The organism is Herbaspirillum sp. Her4 (assembly GCF_057961335.1).
Map to the genome: position 1 here is coordinate 2,627,025 of NZ_CM176330.1, position 14,653 is coordinate 2,641,677.

At 62.6% G+C, this 14,653-nt stretch carries 11 protein-coding genes; 8 read left to right on the top strand and 3 right to left on the bottom strand.

Annotation, left to right across the window (positions count from 1 at the left end):
• Positions 1-2 precede the first annotated feature (2 nt).
• From carA to greA, 3 genes are all read left to right on the top strand, one after another.
• Positions 3-1,166, top strand: coding sequence for a glutamine-hydrolyzing carbamoyl-phosphate synthase small subunit (gene carA, locus ACWFUC_RS11900; RefSeq protein ID WP_008326829.1), 1,164 nt, complete (start codon positions 3-5; stop codon positions 1,164-1,166).
• Positions 1,159-4,392 carry a carbamoyl-phosphate synthase large subunit gene (gene carB / locus ACWFUC_RS11905; RefSeq protein ID WP_489637606.1) on the top strand — a complete coding sequence of 1,078 codons (3,234 nt, stop codon included), beginning with the start codon at positions 1,159-1,161 and terminating at the stop codon, positions 4,390-4,392. The genes carA and carB overlap by 8 nt, the downstream gene beginning before the upstream one ends.
• A gap of 407 nt (positions 4,393-4,799) precedes the next feature.
• On the top strand, positions 4,800-5,276 hold the full coding sequence (greA, locus tag ACWFUC_RS11910; protein WP_013233401.1) for a transcription elongation factor GreA: 477 nt from the start codon (positions 4,800-4,802) through the stop codon (positions 5,274-5,276).
• Positions 5,277-5,430: 154 nt separating this feature from the next.
• Here greA and yhbY read toward each other — a convergent pair whose 3' ends face one another.
• Positions 5,431-5,889: a ribosome assembly RNA-binding protein YhbY gene (gene yhbY, locus ACWFUC_RS11915; RefSeq protein ID WP_034340366.1), complete on the bottom strand. Its 459-nt coding sequence runs from the start codon at positions 5,887-5,889 to the stop codon at positions 5,431-5,433.
• Positions 5,890-5,965: 76 nt separating this feature from the next.
• On the opposite strand from yhbY, the gene ACWFUC_RS11920 reads away from it, so the two are divergent.
• The 5 genes from ACWFUC_RS11920 (at position 5,966) to ACWFUC_RS11940 (ending at position 12,172) form a co-directional block, all read left to right on the top strand.
• Positions 5,966-6,613: an RlmE family RNA methyltransferase gene (locus ACWFUC_RS11920; RefSeq protein WP_034340369.1), complete on the top strand. Its 648-nt coding sequence runs from the start codon at positions 5,966-5,968 to the stop codon at positions 6,611-6,613.
• Positions 6,614-6,982: 369 nt separating this feature from the next.
• Positions 6,983-8,872, top strand: a complete 1,890-nt coding sequence (gene ftsH, locus ACWFUC_RS11925) for an ATP-dependent zinc metalloprotease FtsH (protein ID WP_034340372.1) — start codon at positions 6,983-6,985, stop codon at positions 8,870-8,872.
• Positions 8,873-9,130: 258 nt separating this feature from the next.
• Positions 9,131-9,979 (top strand): dihydropteroate synthase, encoded by an 849-nt coding sequence (gene folP / locus ACWFUC_RS11930; RefSeq protein WP_121038214.1) that lies wholly within the window; start codon positions 9,131-9,133, stop codon positions 9,977-9,979.
• A gap of 140 nt (positions 9,980-10,119) precedes the next feature.
• Positions 10,120-11,454, top strand: coding sequence for a phosphoglucosamine mutase (gene glmM / locus ACWFUC_RS11935; RefSeq protein WP_034340380.1), 1,335 nt, complete (start codon positions 10,120-10,122; stop codon positions 11,452-11,454).
• 25 nt (positions 11,455-11,479) lie between these two features.
• The gene (locus ACWFUC_RS11940; RefSeq protein WP_034340383.1) at positions 11,480-12,172 is read left to right on the top strand and encodes a response regulator; all 693 of its coding nucleotides are present in this window, start codon (positions 11,480-11,482) and stop codon (positions 12,170-12,172) included.
• 67 nt (positions 12,173-12,239) lie between these two features.
• Here the strand turns inward: ACWFUC_RS11940 and ACWFUC_RS11945 are convergent, their stop codons facing one another.
• Together ACWFUC_RS11945 and ACWFUC_RS11950 are read right to left on the bottom strand one after the other, a co-directional pair.
• On the bottom strand, positions 12,240-13,541 hold the full coding sequence (locus ACWFUC_RS11945; RefSeq protein ID WP_489624979.1) for a c-type cytochrome: 1,302 nt from the start codon (positions 13,539-13,541) through the stop codon (positions 12,240-12,242).
• Positions 13,538-14,272 (bottom strand): c-type cytochrome, encoded by a 735-nt coding sequence (locus ACWFUC_RS11950; RefSeq protein ID WP_489624980.1) that lies wholly within the window; start codon positions 14,270-14,272, stop codon positions 13,538-13,540. The genes ACWFUC_RS11945 and ACWFUC_RS11950 overlap by 4 nt, the downstream gene beginning before the upstream one ends.
• Positions 14,273-14,653 lie beyond the last annotated feature (381 nt).

A 14,653-nucleotide genomic window follows, 5' to 3' on the forward strand; every position in this document is an offset into this window, starting at 1 on the left:
CCTTGCTGCCTCTTCTTTCCGGTCCCGCGATTCCGGCCGTCCTCGCGCTCGCAGACGGGTCTGTCTTCCAAGGTTTTTCCATCGGCGCCGCAGGCAACACCACCGGTGAGGTCGTGTTCAATACCGCGATGACCGGCTACCAGGAAATCCTGACCGACCCCAGCTACAGCCGCCAGATCGTCACCCTCACTTATCCGCACATCGGCAACACGGGCGTGAACCGTGAAGACGTCGAAGCTTCGCAGATCCACGCCGCCGGCCTCATCATCAAGGACCTGCCGCGCCTGCTGTCGAACTTCCGCAGCCAGCAATCGCTGTCGGATTACCTCAAGGAAGGCAACATCGTCTCCATCGCCGGCATCGATACCCGCAAGCTGACCCGCATCCTGCGCGAGAAGGGTGCCCAGAACGGCGCCATCGTCGCCGGTGAAGCTGACATCGCTGCGGCGACCGCCAAGGCACTGGAACTGGCGCGCGCCTTCCCGGGCCTGGCCGGCATGGACCTGGCCAAGGTGGTTTCCACCCGGAAGGCCTACAACTGGACCGAGACCGAATGGCGCCTGGGCCGCGGCTATGGCCAGCAGATCACCCCGAAATTCCACGTGGTCGCGTTCGACTACGGCGTCAAGTACAACATCCTGCGCATGCTGGCCGAGCGCGGCTGCAAGGTCACCGTGCTGCCGGCACAAGCCACCGCCGCCGAAGCGCTGGCCCTGAATCCGGACGGCATCTTCCTCTCCAACGGTCCTGGCGATCCGGAACCCTGTGATTACGCCATCGCCGCCTCCAAGGAACTGATCGAGCGCGGCATCCCGACCTTCGGCATCTGCCTGGGTCACCAGATCATGGCCCTGGCCTCCGGTGCCAAGACCCTCAAGATGAAGTTCGGCCACCACGGCGCCAACCACCCGGTGCAGGACCTGGACAGCAAGCAGGTGATGATCACCTCGCAGAACCACGGTTTCGCCGTGGACCAGGCGACCCTGCCGGCCAACTGCCGCGTGACCCACGTGTCGCTCTTCGATGGCTCGCTGCAAGGCTTCGAGCGCACCGACAAACCTGCTTTCTGCTTCCAGGGCCACCCCGAAGCATCCCCTGGACCGCATGACATCGCTCCCCTGTTCGACAAGTTCGTGGCGATGATGGAGAAGAAACAAAATGCCTAAGCGTACTGACATCAAAAGCATCCTGATCATTGGCGCTGGCCCGATCATCATCGGCCAGGCCTGCGAATTCGACTATTCCGGCGCCCAGGCCTGCAAGGCCCTGCGTGAAGAAGGTTTCAAGGTCATCCTGGTCAACAGCAATCCGGCCACCATCATGACCGACCCGGAAATGGCCGATGCCACCTACATCGAGCCGATCACCTGGCAAGCGGTGGAACGCATCATCGCCAAGGAAAAGCCGGACGCCATCCTGCCGACCATGGGGGGCCAGACCGCGCTGAACTGCGCACTGGACCTGCACCGCAACGGCGTGCTGGACAAGTACAAGGTCGAGCTGATCGGTGCGACTCCGGAAGCCATCGACAAGGCCGAAGACCGCTCCAAGTTCAAGCAGGCCATGACCAAGATCGGCCTGGGTTCGGCTCGTTCGGGCGTGTCGCACACGATGGAAGAATCGTGGGCGGTGCAGAAGACCATCGGCTTCCCGGTCATCATTCGTCCGTCCTTCACCATGGGCGGCACCGGCGGCGGCATCGCCTACAACGCCGAAGAATTCGAAACCATCTGCAAGCGCGGCCTGGAAGCTTCGCCGACCTCCGAACTGCTGATCGAAGAATCGCTGATCGGCTGGAAGGAATACGAAATGGAAGTGGTCCGCGACAAGGCGGACAACTGCATCATCGTCTGCTCCATCGAAAACCTGGACCCGATGGGCGTGCACACCGGTGACTCCATCACCGTGGCGCCGGCCCAGACGCTGACCGACAAGGAATACCAGATCATGCGTAACGCCTCGCTGGCGGTGCTGCGTGAAATCGGTGTGGATACCGGCGGCTCCAACGTGCAGTTCTCGGTCAACCCGGCCGATGGCCGCATGATCGTCATCGAAATGAACCCGCGCGTCTCGCGTTCCTCGGCACTGGCCTCCAAGGCGACCGGCTTCCCGATCGCCAAGATCGCCGCCAAGCTGGCCGTGGGCTTCACCCTCGACGAACTGCGCAACGAGATCACCGGCGGTGCGACCCCGGCGTCCTTCGAGCCGTCCATCGACTACGTCGTGACCAAGATCCCGCGCTTCACCTTCGAGAAATTCCCGCAGGCCGACAAGCACCTGACGACCCAGATGAAGTCCGTGGGTGAAGTCATGGCCATCGGCCGTACCTTCCAGGAATCCTTCCAGAAGGCCCTGCGCGGCCTGGAAGTGGGCGTGGACGGCATGAACGAAAAGACCACCGACCGCGAACTGATCGAGAAGGAACTGGGCGAACCCGGTCCGGATCGCATCTGGTACGTGGGCGACGCCTTCGCCCAAGGCTTCTCGCTGGAAGAAGTGCATGGTTTGACCCACATCGACCCGTGGTTCCTGTCGCAGATCAAGGAGATCGTCGACATCGAACTGTGGCTGGAAAAGGATGTGGCGCTGGAGTCGCTGGACAAGGCGACCCTGTTCCAGCTGAAGCAGAAGGGCTTCTCGGATCGCCGCCTGGCCAAGCTGCTGAAGACCACCGACACCGCCGTGCGCGAACAGCGCAAGAAGCTGGGTGTGCGTCCGGTCTTCAAGCGCGTCGATACCTGTGCGGGCGAGTTCTCGACCGATACCGCCTACATGTATTCGACCTATGACGAAGAGTGCGAATCCAACCCGACCGACAAGAAGAAGATCATGGTGCTGGGCGGTGGCCCGAACCGTATCGGCCAGGGTATCGAATTCGACTATTGCTGCGTGCATGCCGCGCTGGCCATGCGTGACGATGGTTACGAAGCCATCATGGTCAACTGCAACCCGGAAACCGTCTCGACCGACTACGACACCTCCGATCGCCTGTACTTCGAGCCGGTGACGCTGGAAGACGTGCTGGAAATCGTCGACAAGGAAAAGCCGGTCGGCGTGATCGTCCAATACGGCGGCCAGACCCCGCTGAAGCTGGCGCTGGACCTGGAAGCCAATGGCGTGCCCATCGTCGGCACCTCGCCCGACATGATCGACGCTGCCGAAGACCGCGAGCGTTTCCAGAAGCTGCTGCAGGACCTGGGCCTGCGCCAGCCGCCCAACCGTACCGCCCGTACCGAAGCCGACGCGCTGCAACTGGCACAGGAAATCGGTTACCCGTTGGTGGTGCGCCCGTCCTACGTGCTGGGTGGCCGCGCCATGGAAATCGTCCACGAGCAGCGTGACCTGGAGCGCTACATGCGTGAAGCCGTCAAGGTTTCGCATGACTCTCCGGTGCTGCTGGATCGCTTCCTGAACGATGCGATCGAGGTGGATGTGGACTGCCTCTCTGACGGTGAACGTACCTTCATCGGCGGCGTGATGGAGCACATCGAACAGGCTGGCGTGCACTCGGGTGACTCGGCTTGCTCGCTGCCGCCGTATTCGCTGTCCAAGGACACCATCGAAGAACTGAAGCGCCAGACCGCGCTGATGGCCAAGGGCCTGAACGTGGTCGGCCTGATGAACGTGCAGTTCGCCATCCAGCAAAGTGAAGTCGATGGCAAGACTGTCGATACCGTCTTCGTGCTGGAAGTGAACCCGCGTGCATCGCGTACCGTGCCCTTCGTCTCCAAGGCTACCGGCCTGCAGCTGGCCAAGATCGCCGCGCGTTGCATGGTCGGCCAGTCGCTGGACAGCCAGGGCATCAAGAACGAAGTCGTGCCGCCTTACTACAGCGTCAAGGAAGCCGTGTTCCCGTTCGTCAAGTTCCCGGGCGTGGATACCATCCTCGGCCCTGAAATGAAGTCCACCGGTGAAGTCATGGGCGTGGGCAAGACCTTCGGCGAAGCCTTCGTGAAGTCGCAGATGGGCGCGGGCGTGAAGCTGCCGAAGTCCGGCAAGGTGTTCCTGTCGGTGAAGAACAGCGACAAGCCGCGTGCCGTGCAAGTGGCGCGCGACCTGGTTGGGCTGGGCTTCTCGATTGTCGCCACCAAGGGCACGGCGGCTGCCATCAACGCAGCCGGCATCCCCGTGGCCACCGTCAACAAGGTGGTGGAAGGCCGTCCGCACATCGTGGACATGGTCAAGAACAACGAGATCGCCCTCGTGGTGAACACCGTTGAAGAAAAGCGCAACGCCATTGCCGACTCCGGAGCGATCCGCACTTCGGCCCTGGCGGCCCGCGTGACCACCTTCACCACCATCGCCGGTGCCGAAGCGGCAGTGGAAGGCATGCGCCATCTGGACGCGCTGGACGTCTACGATTTACAAGGCCTGCATAAAGCTATACACTAAACCCACAACACGTTACTTTTGCCGGCGTTAGTTTGATGGGCGCCGGCAGGCAAAGAGGGCATCTGAGCAATCGATGCCCTCTCTGACTTTTGGACGACACCCTGCGGCCACAACATGTTCAATGTTGCAGGGCAGATCCGTCCGGGGACGCTAAGGACATGACGCCATCGGGCCACATTGATTCAGGCTTGCGCGTGGCGTCATGTCCTTAGCGGCTCTGAGTCAGAGCGCGTGTTGTTGAAGAGCTGACGGAATCCTGCAGCAACGGTCCGTTCACCAGCCAGACTGTTCCCGTAAAAACAAGGCTTGTCCGCCAGGTTGGCGGCGCGGCTCTCTTTTTGCGTATTCAGCGGCCGGCGGACCTTGGATGCGTCTTCCGTGTAACCCTAACCTTGAGCAAGAGACTTATGAGCACAGTTCCCCTTACCAAGCGTGGCGCCGAACTTCTGAAGGAAGAATTGCACCGTTTGAAAACCAAAGACCGTCCGGAAGTCATCAATGCGATCGCCGAAGCGCGCGCGCAGGGCGACTTGTCCGAAAACGCCGAATACGAGTCCGCCAAGGAGCGCCAGGCCTTCATCGAAGGCCGTATCGCCGACCTGGAAGGCAAGCTGGGCGCGGCCCAGATCGTCGACCCGGCCGAACTGAACGCCGAAGGCCGCGTGGTCTTCGCCTCCACCGTGGACCTGGAAAACCTGGACAGCGGCGAGAAGGTGACCTACCAGATCGTGGGCCTGGACGAAGCCGACATCAAGGAATCGAAGGTCTCGGTGACTTCGCCCATCGCCCGTGCCCTGATCGGCAAGAGCGCCGGTGACGTGGTGGCCGTGGAAGCCCCCTCGGGCCTGAAGGAATACGAAATCCTGGAAGTGCGCTACGTCTGATGTAGCCCGCCGCATCCGTCTCGCTCAAGCCTGGCGGATGCGGCAATGATCCTGCCGCAATACCGACGCCGGAAATGAAAATGCCCGCATCAGCGGGCATTCTGTTTTGTGGGCCGCAGCAAGCTGCAGCCCGGCGCGACGGGCGATCGAGGGATCAGCCGAGCGACTTTTTGGTGCTGCGCTGGCGCGGCTTGGCCTTCTTGACCAGGCCACCGGCGGTAATGCGTTCATTGCCCTTGAGCATGACCTTGCTCACCGAAGGGCGCTTGGTGGCGTGCGACTTGACGATGGTCACTTCGCGCAGGCCGCCCTTGGCACCGGCAGCGGCTTTCTTGCCTTCGTCCTTTTGCGGGCGATACAGCACCAGCAGCTTGCCGATGTGTTGGACCGGCGCTGCCTTGAGTTCAGCGCAGATGGTTTCGTAGATCGCGATGCGAGCTTCGCGGTCGTCGCCGAAGACGCGGACCTTGATGAGGCCGTGGGCGTTCAGGCTCTTGTCGATTTCCTTCATGACGGATTCGGTCAGGCCACTTTCGCCTACCATCACGACGGGGTTCAAGCCATGGGCCTGGGCGCGCAGTTCGCTGCGCTCGGCGGGAGTCAGATTCAACATGGGAGTGCGGGTTCGGGACGAGGTCTCGGCGAAGCCAAGTTGTCCCTCAATGAGATAAAACCAGTATTCTACGCGAATGGCAAAGAACAAACTGAACAAAAACTGGTTACACGACCATATCAACGACCCTTATGTGAAGTTGGCGCAGAAGGAAGGCTATCGTGCGCGTGCGGCCTACAAGCTCAAGGAAATCGATGAGGAAGAGCGCCTCATCAAGCCCGGGCAGGTGATCGTCGACCTCGGCTGCACTCCCGGCAGCTGGTGCCAGTACGTGCGCAACAAGCTGGCCGGGGCTGAAGGCGGGGGCATCCACGGCACCATCATCGGACTGGACATCCTGCCGATGGATCCGATTGCGGATGTGCACTACATTCAGGGTGACTTCCGCGAAGACGAACCAGTACGCCAGCTGGAAGCCTTGCTGCAGGGCCGCAAGGCCGACCTCGTGCTGTCGGACATGGCGCCCAATCTGTCGGGCGTGGCCATTGCCGATGCCGCGCGGGTGGAGTACCTGATCGACCTGGCCATCGATTTTGCCCAGCTGCACATGAAACCTGGCGGCGCTTTGCTGGTCAAGTGTTTCAACGGGACCGGCTACAACGAACTGGTGCACAAATTCCGGGCCGAATTCAAGACGGTGATGTCGAAGAAGCCCAAGGCCAGCCGCGACAAGTCGTCCGAAATCTTTCTGCTAGGGAAAATCCTGAAAAATCCTCGCAGCTAATTCAGTTAAAGTTGATGCAAAACCGGTTCGTCGTCCGCAAACCAGCGCAAAATCTGCTGTGAACACGGCGATTTAGTGAATTTTCCTGCCTTGTTTTGCCCGATTTCAGCCTTATATCGATTTCTGTAAATCGTTAGTTTGTCTGAATCGCAGGCAAGAATGTCTTCCCCGCCAGTCTTCAAGCTGATGTCGGAATGGCAAAGAAATGCGCCAGCAGCCGGGTGTGACGCCTTTTTGTGCGTTGCGCGATGGCACAGTGGGGCAGGGCGAGGCTGGGCGGACGGTGGTTTTCCGTGTAAGGGTGGTTGAATCCGGGTAAAATCGGACGATACAAAGGCAACGTGGCGCGCAGGCGTCGGAGGAGTTCCAGTGAACAATATGTTTTCAAAGGCTGCCATCTGGGTAGTCATCGCGCTCGTGCTGTTTATGGTGTTCAAACAGTTCGACAGCCGCAGCATGGCGACCAATGCCAAGCCGATCGCGTATTCGGACTTCATCTCCGAGGTCAAGGCCGGACACATCAAGGATGCGACCATCGAGGATCGCAACATCATCGCCACCACCCAGGATGGCACCAAGGTCAAGACCGCGACCACCATCCTGGACCGCGGCCTTGTCGGTGACCTGCTCAACAATGGCGTGAAGTTCGACGTGCGCCAGCCGGAAGAGCAGTCCTTCCTGTCGCAAATCTTCATTTCCTGGTTCCCGATGCTGTTGTTGATTGGCGTCTGGATCTTCTTCATGCGCCAGATGCAAGGCGGCGGCAAGGGCGGCGCGTTCTCCTTCGGCAAGTCGAAGGCGCGCATGCTGGATGAGAACAGCAACTCGGTCACCTTCGCCGATGTCGCCGGTTGCGACGAAGCCAAGGAAGAAGTCCAGGAGCTGGTTGAATTCCTGCGTGACCCGACCAAGTTCCAGAAGCTGGGCGGCCGCATCCCCCACGGCGTGCTGATGGTCGGCCCCCCGGGTACCGGCAAGACCCTGCTGGCCCGCGCCATCGCCGGCGAAGCCAAGGTGCCGTTCTTCACCATCTCGGGTTCGGACTTCGTGGAAATGTTCGTCGGTGTCGGTGCCTCCCGTGTGCGCGACATGTTCGAGAACGCCAAGAAGCACGCTCCCTGCATCATCTTCATCGACGAAATCGACGCCGTCGGCCGCCATCGTGGTGCCGGCATGGGTGGCGGCAACGACGAACGCGAACAGACCCTGAACCAGATGCTGGTGGAGATGGACGGCTTCGAAGCCAACTCCGGCGTCATCGTGATCGCTGCCACCAACCGCGCCGACGTGCTGGACAAGGCGCTGCTGCGTCCGGGCCGCTTCGACCGCCAGGTGATGGTCGGCCTGCCCGACATCCGTGGCCGCGAACAGATCCTCTACGTCCACATGCGCAAGGTGCCCATCGCCCCTGACGTCAAGGCCGACATCCTGGCCCGTGGCACCCCCGGTTTCTCCGGTGCCGACCTGGCCAACCTGGTCAACGAAGCCGCGCTCTTCGCTGCGCGCCGCAACAAGCGCCTGGTGGAAATGCAGGACTTCGAAGATGCCAAGGACAAGATCGTCATGGGTCCGGAACGCAAGTCGGCCGTGATGCGCGAGGAAGAACGCCGCAACACCGCTTATCACGAGTCCGGCCACGCGGTTGTCGCCAAGCTGCTGCCCAAGGCCGATCCGGTCCACAAGGTCACCATCATGCCGCGTGGCTATGCCCTCGGCCTGACCTGGCAGCTGCCGGAACATGACCGCGTGAACATGTACAAGGACAAGATGCTGGAAGAGATCTCGATCCTCTTCGGTGGCCGTATCGCTGAAGAAATCTTCATGCACCAGATGTCCACCGGCGCGTCCAACGACTTCGAGCGCGCCACCAAGCTGGCCCGCGCCATGGTTACCCGCTATGGCATGTCCGTGACCCTGGGCACCATGGTGTATGAAGATTCGGAGCAGGATGCCTACTTCGGCCGCATGTCGTCCAAGACCGTCTCAGAAGCCACCCAGCAAAAGGTGGACGCTGAAATCCGCAGCATCCTGGACGAGCAATATGCCCTGGCCCGCCGCCTGCTGGAAGAGAACCGCGAGAAGGTCGACGTCATGGCCAAGGCCCTGCTGGAATGGGAAACCCTGGACGCTGATCAGGTCAACGACATCATGAATGGCGACGAACCGCGTCCGCCGCGCAATGGTGTCCCGGCCAAGAAGTCGCCCTCGGACAACAACCGCTCCGGCGACGTCTCGCCCAACGCCACTGCCCCGGCCTGAGGCGTGCAGCGCAAGGCGCAGGGCGTGAATGCCTGAAGCCGCAGACCCGATAAAGGTGAGGAGAAATCCTCACCTTTTTTATTTGGCGAATGAATTTGGCAGATGAAAAACCGTGCAGTCGATGGCGCCCCTGCCGGACAAAAGTGTAAAGGCGGTCCATCGGCGGTGTATCATGCTGCCGCACAGCGATGGTGCGCGGCGCAGCATGCTTAGGGCCGCCACCTCGGGCAATTCATCCGCATCACCTACCACAGCAAGATGACGCAAGCTTTCCTCAAATGCGGCAGGTTCCGCCTGCCGGTCCAGCCTGGCCGCCGGCCGCTGGTCATGGGCATCCTCAACGTGACGCCCGATTCCTTTTCCGATGGCGGTCGCCATCATTCGCTGGAACTGGCCCTGACCCATGCCGAACAGATGATTGCCGACGGCGTCGACATCATCGACATCGGTGGCGAGTCCACCCGCCCCGGCATTGCGCCGCTGTCGCTGCAGGAAGAGCTGGAGCGCGTCATGCCGGTGATCTACGCCCTGCGCGACTGCGGCAAGCCCCTTTCCCTGGATACCTACAAGCCGGCCGTCATGCGCGAAGCGCTGGTCGCCGAGGTGGACATGATCAACGACATCAACGGTTTCCGTGCCGAGGGGGCCATCGATGCGGTCAAGGACAGCGAAGCCGGCCTGTGCGTGATGCACATGCAAGGCCAGCCCCAGACCATGCAGCAAGAACCCCGATATGAAGATGTGGTCACCGAGGTCGAGCAATTCCTGCAGACCCAGGTCGGCCTGATGAAGGCGGCCGGTATCGGACGTGAACGAATTTGCATCGACCCCGGTTTTGGTTTCGGCAAGACTGTGGAGCATAATCTGGCTTTGCTCAGGAACACGCGCCGATTGATCGACACGCTGGATCTGCCGCTGCTGGCCGGCATGTCGCGCAAGTCCATGATCGGTGCGGTCACCGGCAAGCCGCTGGAACGCCGCATGGCCGGCAGTATCGGTGCGGCGCTGGCGGCGGCGCAGCAGGGGGCGATGATCATCCGCGTGCACGATGTGGCCGAGACGGTCGACGCGCTGGCCATGTGGCAGGCAGGACGCGGCGACCTTTGATGCAGGCCGCGCTACGTGCGCGAACGTGATCGAAACTCAAGCACGACAACAGATTTCATGGGAAACAGGCCGGTGCGCTCGCCGGGCCTGCAAGACATCAATCAGCAGAAGCGTTAAGCATTAAGCGATAAGGGACCAACATGGCAGGAAAATACTTCGGCACCGATGGCGTGCGCGGTCGCGTGGGCGTGGCCCCGATCACACCGGATTTCGTCATGCGCCTGGGCTATGCGGCCGGCAAGGTCCTGGCCAAGTCCAAGGATGGCGTGGCCCGTCCCACGGTGCTGATCGGCAAGGACACCCGGATCTCCGGCTACATGCTGGAAGCCGCGCTGGAAGCCGGCTTCGCCGCTGCCGGCGTGGACGTCTGGCTGGCCGGCCCGCTGCCGACCCCGGCCGTGGCCTACCTGACCCGCGCCCAGCGTCTCTCGGCCGGTGTGGTGATCTCGGCCTCGCACAATCCCTATCACGACAACGGCATCAAGTTCTTCTCGGCCAAGGGCAACAAACTGCCCGACCAGGTCGAGGCGGATATCGAAGCGGCGCTGGAGCAGCCCATGGAGTGCGTCCCCTCCGAGAAGCTGGGCAAGGCGCGCCGCCTGTCGGATGCGGCCGGCCGCTACATCGAATTCTGCAAGAGCACCTTCCCCAGTGCCATGGACCTGCGCGGCATGCGCCTGGTGGTGGACTGTGCCAACGGCGCGGCCTACAACATCGCGCCGCACGTATTCCATGAGCTGGGCGCGGAAGTCATCACCATCGGCAACCAGCCCGATGGCCTGAACATCAACGAGGATTGTGGTGCCACCGCGCCTAAATCGCTGGTGGCCTCGGTGCGTGAATACCGGGCCGACCTCGGCATTGCGCTCGATGGTGATGCCGACCGTCTCATCATGGTCGATGGCAGCGGCCGCATCTACAACGGTGATGAACTGCTTTACTTGATGGTCAAGGACCGCCTGAGCAGCGGCGCGGTCGATGGCGCAGTCGGTACCCTCATGACCAACATGGCCCTGGAAGTGGCCTTCAAGAAGATGGGCGTGCCCTTCGCACGTGCCAAGGTGGGCGACCGCTACGTGCTGGAAGTGCTTCAGGAGAAGGGCTGGCTGCTCGGCGGCGAAGGCTCCGGCCACCTGCTGGCACTGGACAAGCACACCACCGGCGATGGCATTGTTTCGGCCCTGCAGGTACTGTGCGCCTTGAAGCGCGCCGGCCAGACCCTGGCGCAGATGACCGGCGACATCACCCTGTATCCGCAATCGCTGATCAATGTGAAGATTCCTGCCGGCTACGACTGGAAGTCCAACACCGCCCTGCAAGCCGAACAGGCTGCCGTGGAAGAAGAACTGGGCGAGCGCGGCCGCGTGCTGCTGCGTCCGTCCGGCACCGAGCCGCTGATCCGCGTGATGGTGGAGGCGCAGGAAGCCGAGCTGGCGCGCAGCATGGCCCAGCGTATCGCGGCCAAGGTGCTCTGAGTCAGTTGTTGCGGATCCAAGGACGATGTCAAAAGAGCTCCCTCATATCCTGATGGTCGAAGACGAACCCAGCATCGCGGAGCTGTTGCGCTTCACGATGCAGGGCGCGGGCTTTGCCACCACCATCGCCACCGACGTGGCCCAGGCCCGCAAGCTGATTGCCGAGTCGCTGCCTCATGTCGTGCTGCTGGACTGGATGCTGCCCGACAGCTCCGGCCTGGTGCTGCTCTCGGAGCTGCGGCGCGACCAGCGCACGGCGGCGCTGCCGGTCATCATGCTCACCGCCAAGGGCATGGAAGAAGACAAGGTCAAGGGCTTGAACGAAGGTGCGGATGATTACGTGACCAAGCCGTTCTCTCCCAAGGAACTGGTGGCGCGCGTGCAGGCCCTGTTGCGCCGAAAGGCGCCGGAGATCGGCAGCCAGGCTCTCAAATACCGCGACATCAGCATTGACGTCGAACGCCGCCAGGTGGCGGTGGCGGGCCGGGCGGTGGCGCTGGACCAGGCCGAATTCAAGCTGCTGCGCTATCTGGTGGCGCATCCGGAACGCATCTTCTCGCGTGCCCAGTTGCTGGACAAGGTCTGGGGTGACCACACCTTCATCGAGGAACGCACGGTGGATGTGCACATCATGCGGTTGCGCAAGTCGCTGGGCGATCTGGCGCATTACGTGCAGACGGTGCGCGGGATGGGGTACAAGCTGAGCGCCGAGCAGTGAGGTGAGCTACCCGCTGGCAGCGCGATGAAGGAAAAGGCGATCCCCGGATCGCCTTTTTTGCGTCTGCTCAGTCCAGCGGCACGCTGCGATACCGGTTCACCTCCGAAGCCGAGACGAATCCTCCCTGGTTGCCCCAGCTGTTGCGGACATAGGAGACCAATGCTGCCACTTCCTGATCACTCAGTTGCGGGCCGAAGGGCGGCATGCCGAAGGGATAGGGATTGCCGGCCGTCGACGGCGGGAAGCCGCCGTTGAGCACCGCGCGAATGGCATTGACCGGTTGCGGTCCGCCAATGGCGTGATTGCCGGCCAGCGGCGGATAGTCCGGGGCACTGCCTTGGCCCTTGCCGCCGTGGCAGTCCACGCACAATTCCCCATAGAGCTTCTTGCCCTGTTTGAGGATGCGTTCCGCCTCGGCGGGCTCCGGCTGCGCGGCGGCGCTGGCAGCGGGCAGGGGCTGGGCCGGAAGCGACTTCAGGTAGATCGCCATCGCATTGATGTCCTCATCGTTCAGATACTGCAGGCTGCGCCCGACGATTTCCGACATCGGTCCCAGCGACGTTCCGCGCGGCGAGACGCCGGTCCTGAGCAGGGCGGCGATGTCGGCTTCGCTCCATCCGCCCAGGCCGTGTTCGCCACCATGCAGGGGCGGTGCATACCAGTCCAGCGCGGGGATCATGCCGCCGGCCAGATCCAGCGGTGCGATGCTGGCCGCCACCACGTTGCGGGCGCTGTGGCAGGCGCTGCAATGGCCAGCGCCGCGCACCAGATAGGCACCGCGATTCCACTGGGCGGAGCGCGCCGGATCAGGCTGGTATACAGCCGGTGTGAAGAAAAAGGCACGCCATAGCCCCAGCAGCGGGCGCTGGTCGTAAGGGAAGCGCAATTCATGTGAACGATTGGGCTGATTGACGGGGGGCAGCGTGCGCAGCCAGGCGAACAGGGCGTCGCTGTCTTCGCGGCTGAGCTGGGTGTAGCTGGTGTAGGGGAAGGCCGGAAAGAGGAAGCGGCCATCGCGTCCGCGCCCGTGGTGCAGGGCACGCCAGAAATCGTCGGCGCTCCAGTCACCGATGCCGTTGGCGCGATCGGGTGTGATGTTGGTGGTGTAGATCGTGCCGAAGGGCGTCGGCAGGGCGCGTCCCCCGGCATAGGCCGCGCCGCCGCGCACGGTGTGGCAGGCCATGCAATTGCCGGCGCGCGCCAGGTACTGGCCCCTGGTCAGCTGCGCCTGATGGTCGGTCACCGGGACGACCACGCCAGGATCTTCACTGCGCAGGCTTTGCCAGGCGATCACGCCGCCGGTCAGCGCCACCACGGCCAGCACGCTGCCCAGCAGGATTCCCAGGCCCAGGCGCAAGGTCTTGTTCATCGTGCCGCTCCTGCACTGGCGGAGGAAGCCGGCATGCTGCCGCAGGCCACCGGCAAAGGTTTGGGCAGCACGCGCTCAGGCGCATAGTCCGCCGGGACCGGCTGGGAGGACAGCCAGCTGCTGGCGGCATTGATTTCTTCCGGGCTCAATGCCCTGGCGATCTCGCCCATGCAATCGGGGGCCTTGGCGGTGCGTTCGCCATTGCGCCAGGCGCCCAGTTGCGCATTGATGTAGTCGCGCGGCAGGCCCAGCAATCCCGGAGTGCCGGGCTGCACGCCGGTCAACCCGGCCCCGTGGCAACTGGCGCAGGCCGCAATGCCCTGGGCTGGCTTGCCCTGGCTGACCAGCAGGCGTCCGCGTTCCAGCACCGTGGCGCTCACATCGGCTGGCACCGGCGGCGGATAGGGCGGATGCTGGTCGGCGAAGAAGAGGGCGATCTGCTGCAGGTAATCGTCAGAAAGATGGCCCAGCAGGTAATTCATCATCGGATAGCGGCGTCGGCCATCCCGGAAACTCTGCAGCTGGTTCAGCAGATATCCCTCCGGCTTGCCGGCGATGCGCGGATAGTAGCCATCGGCCGTGGCGCGCCCTTCCTTGCCATGGCAGGCGATGCAGGCGGCCATGCGTTCGGCCATGCCCGGTATGGCGCGCGGCTTGTCCGCGGGCGTCTGGGCCATGGCTGCGCCGCCCGCGATCAGTGTCCCCAGGGCGGCGGCTGCAAGCTTCTTCATATTTGTTGTGGGCAAGCGCATCGGCCTATTGTAGTCCATGCGCGCGCCGCGCTTGCGGCTTTGCAAGGCCGGGCGCAGCGGATACAATAGCGGCCTTGTTTGCCCCCGTAGCTCAGTGGATAGAGCGATCCCCTCCTAAGTCAAATTGGGCAGCGGATGCCGAAAGGCGCCGCCTGAATGGAGTCAAAGTCGGTGAACCCTGACAGCGCATGCATGCACGTTTGCAGCGGCTGCTGGCAATACCGAGCCAAGCCGGTTTCCTGCGAAGCCGGAAGGTGTAGAGACTAGACGGCTCCGGCCTTCCGACCTTGCCGTCACGGCAGGGTCCATGGCCAAGGTATAGTCCAGACTACAAACATCCGGTTACACGACGTTCATGTA